At 61.5% G+C, this 12535-nt stretch carries 10 protein-coding genes; 4 read left to right on the top strand and 6 right to left on the bottom strand.

The features are described 5' to 3' along the window. Positions 1 to 44 precede the first annotated feature (44 nt). Both argS and NKJ89_RS26630 read right to left on the bottom strand, forming a co-directional pair. Complete coding sequence (gene argS / locus NKJ89_RS26635; RefSeq protein WP_352606964.1) at positions 45 to 1802, bottom strand: arginine--tRNA ligase; 1758 nt, start codon at positions 1800 to 1802, stop codon at positions 45 to 47. Between the two features lie 62 nt (positions 1803 to 1864). After that, positions 1865 to 3079 (bottom strand): deoxyguanosinetriphosphate triphosphohydrolase, encoded by a 1215-nt coding sequence (locus tag NKJ89_RS26630; RefSeq protein ID WP_352606962.1) that lies wholly within the window; start codon positions 3077 to 3079, stop codon positions 1865 to 1867. Positions 3080 to 3184: 105 nt separating this feature from the next. On the opposite strand from NKJ89_RS26630, the gene erpA reads away from it, so the two are divergent. From erpA to NKJ89_RS26610, 4 genes are all read left to right on the top strand, one after another. Then, the gene (gene erpA / locus NKJ89_RS26625; RefSeq protein WP_027024881.1) at positions 3185 to 3532 is read left to right on the top strand and encodes an iron-sulfur cluster insertion protein ErpA; all 348 of its coding nucleotides are present in this window, start codon (positions 3185 to 3187) and stop codon (positions 3530 to 3532) included. A gap of 1 nt (position 3533) precedes the next feature. After that, positions 3534 to 3929, top strand: coding sequence for a VOC family protein (locus NKJ89_RS26620; protein ID WP_352606960.1), 396 nt, complete (start codon positions 3534 to 3536; stop codon positions 3927 to 3929). Between the two features lie 17 nt (positions 3930 to 3946). Beyond that, positions 3947 to 4741 carry an exodeoxyribonuclease III gene (xth, locus tag NKJ89_RS26615; protein ID WP_352606958.1) on the top strand — a complete coding sequence of 265 codons (795 nt, stop codon included), beginning with the start codon at positions 3947 to 3949 and terminating at the stop codon, positions 4739 to 4741. 69 nt (positions 4742 to 4810) lie between these two features. Beyond that, entirely contained in the window at positions 4811 to 5110 is a 300-nt protein-coding gene (locus NKJ89_RS26610) for a hypothetical protein (RefSeq protein ID WP_352606956.1), read from the top strand. A 23-nt stretch (positions 5111 to 5133) separates the two neighbouring features. Here NKJ89_RS26610 and NKJ89_RS26605 read toward each other — a convergent pair whose 3' ends face one another. The 4 genes from NKJ89_RS26605 to NKJ89_RS26590 all read right to left on the bottom strand — a co-directional run bounded on the left by NKJ89_RS26605 (position 5134) and on the right by NKJ89_RS26590 (position 12363). After that, positions 5134 to 5973, bottom strand: a complete 840-nt coding sequence (locus tag NKJ89_RS26605) for a tetratricopeptide repeat protein (protein WP_352606954.1) — start codon at positions 5971 to 5973, stop codon at positions 5134 to 5136. After that, on the bottom strand, positions 5960 to 7684 hold the full coding sequence (ilvD, locus tag NKJ89_RS26600; protein WP_023757633.1) for a dihydroxy-acid dehydratase: 1725 nt from the start codon (positions 7682 to 7684) through the stop codon (positions 5960 to 5962). The genes NKJ89_RS26605 and ilvD overlap by 14 nt, the downstream gene beginning before the upstream one ends. A 307-nt stretch (positions 7685 to 7991) precedes the next feature. Next, positions 7992 to 9221, bottom strand: coding sequence for an outer membrane protein transport protein (locus NKJ89_RS26595; protein WP_352606952.1), 1230 nt, complete (start codon positions 9219 to 9221; stop codon positions 7992 to 7994). A 358-nt stretch (positions 9222 to 9579) separates the two neighbouring features. Beyond that, positions 9580 to 12363 carry a valine--tRNA ligase gene (locus NKJ89_RS26590; protein ID WP_352606950.1) on the bottom strand — a complete coding sequence of 928 codons (2784 nt, stop codon included), beginning with the start codon at positions 12361 to 12363 and terminating at the stop codon, positions 9580 to 9582. Positions 12364 to 12535: the final 172 nt, after the last annotated feature.

Genomic DNA, 12535 nt, shown 5'->3' with positions numbered 1-12535 from the left:
ACCAGCGCAATGTGGGCAAAAGGTGACAGGTTATTTAGTCAAACCTAACGCATTTCGGTGGGCGCGGCGGCTCCGATCAGCGTCAGGCCGGACGTCAAAACGTCTGAAACAGCCTGCACCAGCCCTAGTCTGGCATGCGTCAATTGTCGGTCGTTAACCTTAACAAAACGTAAGTCGGGATTATCCGTGCCACGGTTCCAGTGTCCGTGGAAGCTGGAGGCCAGATCATAAAGGTAGAATGCCAGCCGATGGGGCTCGAGCGCAAGTGCGGCCGACTCGATCAGGCGGGGATATTCGGCAAGCTTGCGGATCAGGCCGATTTCGCCCTCGTCGGTCAGCAAAGCCACGGCGGACGCGAGGCTGTTACGATCGAAATTAGCCTCGCCCAGTTGCTCGCTCGCCTGCCTGAATACCGAATGGCAGCGCGCCGAAGCGTACTGCACATAGAACACCGGATTGTCCTTGGACTGCTCGGTCACCTTGGCGAAATCGAAATCCAGCGGCGCGTCGTTCTTGCGGTAGAGCATCATGAAGCGGATCGCGTCGCGGCCGACTTCCTCCACCACTTCGCGCAGCGTCACGAAATCGCCGGACCGCTTCGACATGCGCACCGGCTCGCCGTCGCGAAACAGCTTCACCAATTGGCAAAGCAGCACGGTGAGCTTCACCTCATCGCCGGCAATCGCCCGCGCCAGCGCTTCCAGCCGCTTGACATAGCCGCCATGGTCGGCGCCGAGCACATAGATCAGGTCGACGAAGCCGCGATCGACCTTGTCCTTGAGATAGGCGACATCGGCGGCGAAATAGGTGAAGGAGCCGTCCGACTTGACCAGCGCCCGGTCCATGTCGTCGCCGACCGCGGTCGAGCGGAACAGCGTCTGCTCGCGGTCCTCCCAATCATCGGGCTTCTCGCCCTTGGGCGGCGGCAATTTGCCCTTGTAGATGTGACCCTTCAGCGTCAAATCGTTGATCGCCGAGCGGATCTTCCTGGCATTGTCAGCGTGCAGCGTGCGCTCGGAGAAGAACACGTCGTGATGCACGTTGAGCATCGCCAGATCCTCGCGGATCATCGCCATCATCGCATCGATGGTGCGGTCCTTGATGATGGCGAGCGCCTCGTCATCCGGCATCTGCAGCAAAGAGCGGCCAAACTCCTTGGCCAGCGTCTGCCCGACAGGGACAAGGTAATCGCCGGGATAGAGACCGGGAGGTATTTCGCCGATGTCCTCGCCGAGCGCTTCGCGGTACCGCAGGAATGCGGAGCGACCGAGCACGTCGATCTGCGAGCCGGCATCGTTGATGACGTATTCCTTGGTCACGTCGTAGCCGGCAAAGGCCATCAGGTTGGCCAGCGCGTCGCCAACGACAGCGCCCCTGCAATGGCCGACATGCATCGGCCCTGTCGGATTGGCCGAGACATATTCGACATTGGTCTTCCTGCCAGCGCCAATCGACGAGCGGCCATAATTGCGGCCTTCGCCAAGCAAGGCGGTCAGATGCACCTGCCAGAAGCCGTCCTTCAGCCGGAGATTGACGAAACCCGGGCCAGCCACTTCGGTGGCGGCGACATCCTTGTCCTCACGCAGCGCTTGCGCCAATTTCTCGGCCAGCGCGCGCGGATTCTGGCCGGTCGGCTTGGCCAGCACCATTGCCGCATTGGTCGCCAGGTCGCCATGGCTGGCGTCGCGCGGCGGCTCGACGGCAATGCGCGACAGATCCGGCGAAACGCCATTACTGTCTTTCAAATCAAGCGCTTCAACAGCTTTTATGATTCGCGCGGTGAAGTCGGCGAAGATATTCATGGGAATGGCTCTGGTGGCTTTACAGGGAATCCGGCTCGTTGGCCGGCAAAATCGAGCCCGGCCTAGCTCAATTCCGGCGTATGGTCAAACAAACGCCGATGTTCCTTGAGCGCATAGGTGTCGGTCATACCCGCCAGAAAATCAGCAACGCTGCGCGCCTTGATGCGAACGGCGGCCCGATCCAGTCCCTCGCGCCAGCCGTCCGGCATGGCGCGCGGATCGGCGAAATAGGCGTCGAACAGATCGTTGACGATCCGCTCGGCGTCCGCGCGCACACGCATGACTTCCGCGTGCCGATAAAGATGCTTGTAGAGAAAGGCCTTCAGTTCTTTCTCGAAGGCGGCCATTTCGGCCGAGAAAGTCACCATCGTCTCGCCAGCCGCCCTCACGGCATCGGCGTTCCGCGGCCTGATGCGCTCCAGATTGGCAGTGGTGGAGACGATGACATCCTCGACCATGGCAGTGATCTGCCGCCGCATCAGCTCATGGCCGGTGCGTACGTCATCAAGAGAGGGGTAGCGTGCGCGCACACCTTTCAGAATGGTTCCGGGCAGCGAAACCGTCTCCAGCATATCCAGCGTCAGCAGCCCTGCTCTCAGGCCATCGTCGATATCGTGCGTGTTGTAGGCGATGTCGTCGGCGATCGCAGCGCATTGCGCCTCGATTCCGGCAAACCGGTCCAGTTCGAGGTCGTGCAACTGCGAATAGTCACGGATTGCCTGCGGCACCGGCCCTTTCAGACCTTGACCGTTGACATCCGTCAGCGGTCCATTGTGCTTGACCAAGCCTTCCAGCGTTTCCCAGGTCAGGTTGAGCCCGTCGAATTCGGCATAGCGCGCTTCCAGCCTCGTCACGATGCGCAGCGATTGCGCATTGTGGTCGAAACCACCCCAGGCGGCCATCTTCTCGTTCAGCGCGTCCTCGCCGGTGTGGCCGAAGGGCGTGTGGCCGAAATCATGCACCAGAGCCACCGCCTCGGCGAGATCCTCATCGCCGCGGATCGCTCGTGCCAAAGCGCGCGCGATCTGCGCCACTTCGATCGAATGAGTCAGCCGAGTGCGGTAATGGTCGCCCTCATGCGCGATGAACACCTGCGTCTTGTGCTTGAGACGGCGGAAGGCCGTCGAGTGGATGATGCGGTCACGGTCGCGCTGGAACGGCGTGCGGGTCGGGCTCTCCACCTCGTCGAAAAGCCGTCCGCGCGACTTTGCCGGATCGCAGGCATAGGCAGCGCGTGGCCGATAGCCAAATCCGATGTCGCCCAACTCATTGGTCATGGCTGATGCCGCCGCAGTTGACTTGGTCCAGATAATTTGGGCCTGGTTGACTTGGCCCCTCGCGCTTCATACCTATCATGTGAAACCGAAAGCAAGGTGACGCCGATGGGCGCGGATGCCAAGACTGCCATGAAAGTCGACATGACCGAGGCCGCCGCCAGGCGGATCGCAAAGATTGTCTCGGGTGAGGCGGGCAAGACGGCGCTGCGCGTTTCCGTCGAAGGCGGCGGTTGCTCCGGCTTTTCCTACAAGTTCGATCTAGTCGACACGCGCAACGACGATGACGTCGCCATCGAGAAGGATGGCGCCACGGTGCTGATCGACGATCTGTCGCTGGTTTATATGGGCGGTTCGGTGATCGATTTCGTCGATGATTTGATGGGCCAGTCCTTCCAGATCCGGAATCCGAACGCAGTCGCCTCCTGCGGCTGCGGCACGAGCTTTTCCATATAGAATGCCTGCCATCGGCGCGGTCCGTCAGATCGCGCTGGCGGCTGGCCGCGACCTCGACGCCACGCTAGCCTTTTGGCGCGACGTCCTGGGCATGAGCCTGCATGCGCGCTTCGATCCGCCCGGCATCGCATTTATCATGGCCGGCGATATCAGGCTGTTGTTCACCGACGGCATACCGGCAGGAACAGTCTATCTCGACATATCGGGTCTCGACGATTTCCACGCCTCGGCGGCGGCGGCCGGCGTCGCCTTCACCGCGACGCCGACGCTTGTCCATCGTGACAGCGAGGGCCAGTTCGGCCCAGCTGGGGAAACCGAATGGATGGCCTTCCTAAAGGACCCGGCCGGCAATACGATCGGGCTCGTCGAACGCCATCCGCCGCAAGACCCCAACTGAGCAGCATCGGGACCGCCATGAAAATTGTCACCTGGAACATCAACGGCGTGCGCGCCCGCATCGGCAACCTGACTCATTGGCTGACCGAAAGCGCGCCCGATATCGCCTGCCTGCAGGAGATCAAGACGGTCGACGAGCAGTTCCCGCGCGCCGAAATCGAGGCGCTTGGCTATAATGTCGAAACCTATGGCCAGAAGGGTTTCAATGGCGTCGCCATCCTGTCGAAGTTGCGCTTCGACGAAGTTGTCAGGGGCCTGCCCGGCGACGATGCCGACGAGCAGGCGCGTTTCATCGAAGGCGTTTTCTCGACGGACAAGGGCGCGCTGCGCGTCGCGTCGCTCTATCTGCCGAACGGCAATCCGATCGATGACGAGAAGAAGTTCTCCTACAAGCTATCCTGGATGGCACGGCTGGAGCGCTGGGCTGAGGAGCGCCTGAAGCTCGAAGAGGCGCTTGTGCTGGCCGGCGACTACAACGTCATCCCCGAGCCGATCGACGCGCGGTTTCCGGAGAACTGGCTGGGCGATGCGCTGTTCCAGCCGCAGACGCGGCAAGCCTTCCGCCGGCTACTCAACCTTGGGTTCACCGAGGCCGTGCGCGCGGTCACCGACGCGACTGACGCCTATACGTTCTGGGACTATCAGGCCGGCGCCTGGCAGAAGAACAACGGCATCCGCATCGACCATCTGCTTTTGTCGCCGGAAGCCGCCAACCGGTTCTCATCGGCCTTGATCGAAAAGCATGTCCGCGCCTGGGAAAAGCCGTCCGATCACGTCCCGGTGGCGATCGATCTCGCGCTCCAGCCAGCCTGACTGCGCTAACCCTCATATCGCCACATTTCGCGCCGTTCATTGCTTGGTCAGCATGGCGGCTGGGATTCCATGACCATACGATTTCATCTTTGTCCGATCGGCCTGGCATTTGCCATGGCCGCTCCTGCCGCGGCGCTTGCCGACCAGGAATGCCTGGCCAATGGAAAATCCTACCAGCTTGGCCAGGTCGCCTGCCTGACGGTAGCCGGCCAGAGCCATCTTGCCCGCTGCGACATGGTGCTCAACAACACCTCGTGGACGAAGGTCGGCGACAGCTGCCCCGCAAACACGATGGCGCCGCACCTGCATGCCACGCCGATCTCGACGCCGGCGCCCAGCGTGGTACCGACGGAGCCGACCGAGAACTGATTTCCGACAGGCGGCAGCAGCGCCTACTGGTCCGAGTTGCCGCCCTTGGTGAGGATATCGTCCGCCAGGGAGATCGCGGTGCGGCGGTCGGCTTCGCCGGCGGTGGCAAATGCCTCCTCCTGCATGCCGCGTATCCAGGGCTGATCGGCTGGCGAAGCGCGTTCGAGCGCAGCCGTCATCATCGCCAGGCCGCGAACGATCTTGCCGCTCTGGAACAGCAGGTGGCCCAATGTCGCCTGCGCGCCGGCATGGCCCTTCTCGGCGGCGAGCTGGAACCAGCGCCCAGCCTGCTTGACGCTGGCCTTCACGCCGCCCTCGCCCTTCAGGAACATCTGCCCCATCTCGAACTGCGCGTTCGGATTGCGGTAGTTGGCGGCGGCGCGCATGTAATATTCCTGAGCGGCCACCTCGTTCTCGGTGACCGGACTGCCGGGAATGCCCTTGCGCAGATAGTCGCCGAGCGCCACCAGCGCATCGGAGACATAGCTTTCCTCGGGCGAGCCGGGCTCGACATCCTGGTCGACGATCTCCGAGAAGAACTTGAACGCCTCATAGTCGTCGCGCGCCACGCCGTCGCCTTCCGCATACATGCGGGCAAGCTTCCAGGTGGCGCCGATCTGGCCGTTTTCGGCGGCATATTTGTAGGCCTCGGCAGCCTGTTCCTTGTGTCCGTTCTTGTAGGCGGAGAAGCCGAACTGGAACACCGCCCACGGGCTCGACTGCGGCTTCACGCCGGTCTTGTCGTCGAACACCTTGTCATCGAAGGCCATGGCCTGGCCCACGGCGCCAAAGGTCGCGCCAAAAGTGGCAGCCACGACCAGTGCCGAAAAGACAGACGACCTCAACAACTCAGATGTCCGCATAGCAATGTGTTTCTTTCGCACCGCCCGGATGGGTCACCGCGCCATCGCGCGCCGGCCCCACCGTCTGTGCATATTTCCATATCGCGCCCGACTGATAGTCGGTCTTGCGCGCCTTCCAGGTCTTCGCCCTCGCCGCCAGTTCGCTTTGGGATAACGCCACATCGATCGTGCCGTTCACCGCGTCGATCGAGATCACGTCGCCATTCCTGAGCAACCCGATCGGACCGCCCACCGCTGCCTCCGGCCCGACATGGCCGATGCAGAAACCGCGCGTCGCGCCCGAGAAGCGCCCGTCGGTGATCAGCGCCACCTTGCCGCCCATGCCCTGGCCATAGAGCGCTGCCGTCGTCGACAGCATTTCGCGCATGCCGGGGCCGCCGCGCGGCCCTTCGTAGCGAATGACGAGAACCTCGCCTTCCCTGTAGTTGCGATGCGTTACCGCCTCGAAACATTCCTCTTCCGAATCGAAACAGCGTGCCGGGCCGGAGAACTTCAGCTCCGACATGCCGGCGACTTTGACGATCGCGCCTTCGGGGGCGAGGTTTCCCTTCAACCCAACGACACCGCCGGTTTGGGTAATGGGTGTGTTGGCCGGGCGGACCACATCCTGGTGTTCATTCCAGGCAACGTGCTCCATATTTTCGGCCAAAGTGCGGCCAGTCACGGTCAGGCAGTCACCGTGCAGATAGCCGTGGTCGAGCAATGTCTTCATCAACAGCGGGATACCGCCGGCCTCGAACATGTCCTTGGCGACATATTTGCCGCCCGGCTTGAGGTCGGCGATGTAAGGCGTCTTCTCGAAGATCTTCGCCACGTCGAACAGGTCGAACTTGATGCCGGCCTCGTGTGCGATCGCCGGCAGATGCAGTGCTGCGTTGGTCGAGCCGCCGGTGGCCGAAACCACGGTCGCCGCATTTTCCAGTGCCTTCAGCGTGACGATGTCGCGCGGCCGGATATTTTTCGCGATCAACTCCATGATCTTTTCGCCCGAAGCGAAATTGAAACGATCGCGCATTTCGTACGGCGCCGGCGCGCCACAGGAATAGGGCAGCGCTAGGCCGATCGCTTCGGCGACGGTGGCCATGGTGTTGGCGGTGAACTGGGCGCCACAGGAGCCAGCCGACGGACAGGCCGCCTGTTCGATTTCGAGAAGCTCGGCATCATCGATCTTGCCGACCGAATGTTGGCCGACCGCCTCGAACACATCCTGCACGGTGATGGGGCGGCCGCGGTAGCTGCCGGGCAGGATCGAACCGCCATAGATGAAGATCGACGGCACGTTGAGCCGCACCATGGCCATCATCATGCCGGGCAGCGACTTGTCGCAGCCGGCCAGCCCAACCAGCGCGTCATAGCAATGGCCGCGCATGGTGAGTTCGACGGAATCGGCTATGACCTCGCGCGACACCAGCGACGACTTCATGCCCTGGTGGCCCATGGCGATGCCATCGGTGACGGTGATGGTGCAGAATTCGCGCGGCGTGCCATTAGCGGCCGCAACGCCCTTCTTGACCACCTGCGCCTGGCGCATCAGCGAGATGTTGCAGGGGGCCGCCTCGTTCCAGCAGGATGCGACGCCGACCAGCGGCTGCGCGATCTCGGCTGCCGACAAGCCCATTGCGTAGAGATAGGAACGGTGCGGCGCCCGCGCCGGACCGACGGTCACATGGCGGCTGGGGAGCTTAGCCTTGGAAATGACTTTGGCGTCCATACTCTTCCTTGCCCACATCTTCCCTGAAAAGGGTGCGATGCGGCCTGCCCCATCGCCGAGCCTTTTGGCGCGTGTCCCGAGACAAGATCGAGGTGCGCCGGGTTTATGGCGGGAAATGGGCAATTTCCTTGGCCTGACCTTTAGCGCAGGGGTTGTTCAGAAAGTGTTGCCGAAACGTCACAATTGCACGAGGTGAAAGCGGTGCTGTTTATATGCAACGCGGCTTGGGTAACTGGACGCCTGACCAGACCTGCCAACGAAAAAGGCCGAGCGATGCCCGGCCTTTTTCGTTCAGCTTTTCAGAGGTTTAGAACTTGATCTTGAGGCCGCCTGAAATCGCTGTGACGAGATCGTTGCCGAAGTCGTAGGTGGCGTCATCTCCAACAACTTTACCGTTCTCCCCAATCAATATACCGGAATGACCGCTTGTCAGCACGCCAACCGCGCCAGCCAAGCGAACCTCGATATTCGGCTTAGGGGTGTAAGCGACACCGCCCCCCAGCGTCCAGGAGTCCGTCTGCGAGCCGTAGCCATGCGAAGTGCCGCGATCCCAGGAGAGCTGGCCGGCCGCACTCCACTCGTCGTTGAACTTATGACCGATGCCGCCCGTGACCGTCCAGCCGTCACGATACATCAGGTCGAGCGACGTTACTTCGCCTGGCGAGTTCGTGAAGCAAAACGCGCTTGGGACACCGACCGGACAGATCGGCACACTCTGCAGCACGCTCCAGTTAACCCACTTGATCGAACCGAAGGCGAGCCAGCCGGGCGCGATGCCCGACTGCATTTTCAATTCCACCACGTCCGGCATGTACTGCGTTGAGCCGTAGATCGGAAGAACGACGCTGCCGACATTTGTCAGATCGAGCGTGCCCGAAATGTTATCGAGCTTAACTTTCGAATTATAGACGAGGCTCGCGCGCAACGCGATGTCGGGGATTTCGTAGGCAAGGCCGGCGCGCCAGCCCCAGCCGTTGCTCGTCAGATCGACGCGACCGGTGCCGCCGAAGTCGGGCACCAGCGGTGACACCAGGCTTTCCTTGAAACCGTAGACCTTCTGGTAGAAAACACCGCCGATAAAGCGGAGTTGACCCTTGCCCGCATCCATTTTGTAAGAGCAAGTCGCAGCGTAGTTATCGCTTTTGATGTCGGTTTCCATGTTGGAAAACGCACCATTCCACACGCCGGGCGCAACATGCGCACCCCAAGGCTGCGAGTAGTCAATCATACAGTCGACACCTTGGACGATTTGGGCCTTCGCGCCGATGCGCGGGACCCAATAGTTCTCGGCCCCATCGGCCGAGGTCCCGAAACCTAGGTCGGCCCCGCCAGGACCGCGCGCATTCTTGAGCTTACGATCCGGCATCACGTAAGTCGCTTCCGCTTCCGTAGAGAACGGCGCAGGGTCAAACAAAAGATCGATGTCGTAACCGCCGCGCTCCAGGCCGCCAGCATGCGCTGAACTCATCGCTGTCCCGATCAACGCCAGGGAAAGACACCCTGCCCCCAGCAGTGCTTTCAGACGCAAATTGTTCATGGATGTCCTCCCCCGAATAACCGTGCATCAAGCTAGAACCAATTCAGGTTAACGGTGCAACAACGAATTCAAGAAGCGTACACGTACAGTTGATCAGAGTGCGTTTTCGGCAAAGCTCCGTCTTTCCCGCAACACCGAAAACACGGCATTTGGGTGCAAATGAACCAACAAAATCGGGGAAACTTCTCCAAAATGGCCCAAGAAGAGGGCATTTTGCGGGTATCCGGCCCCATTGTTACATTATGGCAACAATGGGGCTAAAACTTCCGTTTACGTCAACATTAACGCAACGGAATGTCTATTTTCGCGGCAAGAAACTGTCGTTTTAGAGGGCGCTAAAATCTCGCGAATCCCGCCCTCAACCGGCGTCGCGAACCCTGGTCAACGCGACCGAAAGCTTCTCCTGTGCGTCGCGGTATTCGGCCAGCTTTTCGCGCTCGGCTTCGACGATCTCTGCCGGCGCGCTGGCGACGAACCTTTCGTTCGACAGCTTCTTGTGCAGGCGCGCGATTTCCTCGGTCACCTTGGCTAGTTCCTTCCGCAGCCGTGCCGCCTCCGCGACAAGATCGATCAGGCTGCCGAGCGGCAAGCAGATCGTCGCCTCGTTGAGCACGATCTGCGCCGAGCCCTTTGGAGCGACATCGGCCAGCGAGATGTCGCCGACGCGTGCCAGCCGCTTGATCGCCGAGTCCTCGCGGACAAGCCGTTCGCGCGTCACATTGTTGGCACCGACCACCACCAGCGGTGCAATGGCAGCCGGCGGCACGTTCATTTCCGAGCGCACGGAGCGGATGCCGGAAACGAGGTCGACCAGCCAGTTGATATCGGCGGCAGCATCCGCATCTTCGAAGTCCGGCGACGGCCATGCAGCATGGCAAAGCAGCGACGCGCGTTCCTTGCCTTCGCCAGCGGTCTGCGCCCACAGCTCCTCGGTCATGAACGGCATCATCGGATGCAGCAGCTTGTAGATCTCGTCCAGCACGAAAGCGACGCAAGCGCGGCTTTCGGCCTTGGCCGCCTCGTCAGTGCCCATGAACACCGGCTTCAGCAGTTCCAGGTACCAGTCGCAGAACAGGTTCCAGACGAAGCGGTAGGCGGCACCCGCCGCCTCGTTGAAGCGGTATGAGGTGATGCCATCGGTGATCTCGCGCGCTGCGCGCGTCAGCTCGGTCAGGATCCAGCGGTTGACCGCCAGCTTGGCGTCGTTCAGCCAGAAATCGTCATCGCGCGCAACCTCGTTCATCTCGGCAAAACGCGTCGCGTTCCACAGCTTGGTGCCGAAGTTGCGATAGCCGGCGATGCGCGCCGGGTCGAGCTTCACGTCGCGGCCTTGGGCCGCCATCACTGTCAGGGTGAAGCGCAGGGCATCGGCGCCGTATTCGTCGATGAGGTCGAGCGGGTCGATGACGTTGCCTTTCGACTTCGACATCTTCTGCCCGTTCTTGTCGCGGACCAGCGCATGGACATAGACGGTGTGGAAAGGCTCCTCGTCCATGAAGTGCAGGCCCATCATCATCATGCGGGCGACCCAGAAGAAGATGATGTCGAAGCCGGTCACCAGCACGTCGGTCTGGTAGTAGGTGCTCAGCTCGGGCGTCTCGTCCGGCCATCCCAAGGTCGAGAACGGCCACAGCGCCGACGAGAACCAGGTGTCGAGCACATCCTCGTCGCGGGTCAGGATCTCGCCTGGCTGGAAATTCTCGAGCTTGTCCTCTACCCAGGCCTTCCACGGCCCTTCTAGCGCCAGATAATATTCGATCGCCGCGCCCAGCGCCTCTTCTTCGGTCTTCTCGACGAAGACCCGTCCGTCCGGCCCGTACCACGCCGGGATCTGGTGACCCCACCAGAGCTGGCGCGAGATGCACCAGGGCTGGATGTTCTCCATCCAGTCGAAATAAGTCTTCTCCCAGTTCTTCGGTACGAAGTTCGTGCGGCCCTCGCGCACCGATGCGATCGCCGGTTTGGCCAGCTCCGCCGCGTTGGCATACCATTGCTCGGTCAGGAACGGCTCGATCGGCACGCCGCCGCGGTCGCCATGCGGTACGGCGTGGCGATGCGGCTCGACCTTTTCGAGGAAGCCACCCTCTTCCATCAGCTCGACTATCTTCTTGCGCGCGACGAAGCGGTCGAGCCCATCGAGTTCATCCCAGACCGCCTGGCGCTCCGGCGTCACCTCGAGACCGGCAAGAAAATCCTCATTGTCCTTGAGGCTTACCGTCGCCGCGGTGGTCAGGATGTTGATCGCCGGCAGCTTGTGACGCTTGCCGACCTCGAAGTCGTTGAAGTCGTGCGCCGGCGTGATCTTGACCGCCCCGGAGCCCTTCTCAGGGTCGGAATATTCATCCGCCACCACGGGAATCTTGCGGCCGACGATCGGCAGAACGATTTTCTTGCCGACCAGGTGCCGGAAACGCTCATCGTCGGGGTGCACGGCAACGGCCGTATCGCCCAGCATCGTCTCGGGGCGCGTCGTCGCCACGGTGATGAAGGTTTTTGGGTTTTCCGGGTCGAAGGCGTGGCCCTCTATGGGGTAGCGGAAATGCCAGAGATTGCCGTTGACCTCCTGCTGCTCGACCTCGAGATCAGAGATCGCGGTCAGCAGCTTCGGGTCCCAGTTCACAAGACGCTTGTCCTTGTAGATCAGGCCTTCCTTGTAGAGCGTGACGAACACTTCGAGCACTGCCTTGGACAGGCCCTCGTCCATGGTGAAGCGTTTGCGTGACCAGTCGGCGGAGGCGCCGAGCCGCTTCAGCTGGTTGAAGATCGCGCCACCGGATTCGGCCTTCCACTCCCACACTTTCTCGATGAACTGCTCGCGGGTCAGGTCGCGGCGGTGGATCTGCTTTTCCATAAGCTGGCGCTCGACCACCATCTGTGTGGCGATGCCGGCATGGTCCATGCCCGGCTGCCACAAGACGTTCTTGCCGCGCATTCGCTCGAAGCGCACCAATACGTCCTGCAGCGTGTTGTTAAGCGCGTGCCCCATATGAAGCGAACCGGTGACGTTCGGCGGCGGGATGACGATGGTGAAGGCTTCCGCCCCCTCCTCGGCCCCGGCACCGGCGCGAAACGCGTCGGCCTCTTCCCAGACTTTGGCGATCTTCGGCTCGACGGTTTTGGCGTCGTAGGTCTTTTCAAGCATGGGAAAATGGTCCGCGCTGTCGGGAGTTTTGCTGGTCCGGTGTAAATCGGAAGGTTTTGGCCAAGTCAACCGCAAGGGCTGTCTCTGACAGGGCGAAATCATGAATCGTTAACCTGCAAGGACGGCTTGGCGGTAGGTCGGGTTCATGAGGGCTTTGAGGCGCTTGCGCTTG

This window comes from Mesorhizobium sp. M0047 (assembly GCF_040323315.1).
In the GTDB taxonomy this organism is placed as follows: Bacteria; Pseudomonadota; Alphaproteobacteria; order Rhizobiales; family Rhizobiaceae; genus Mesorhizobium.
Note: the sequence above shows the minus strand (reverse complement) of the source record. Positions and strands in the feature narration are given on the sequence as shown.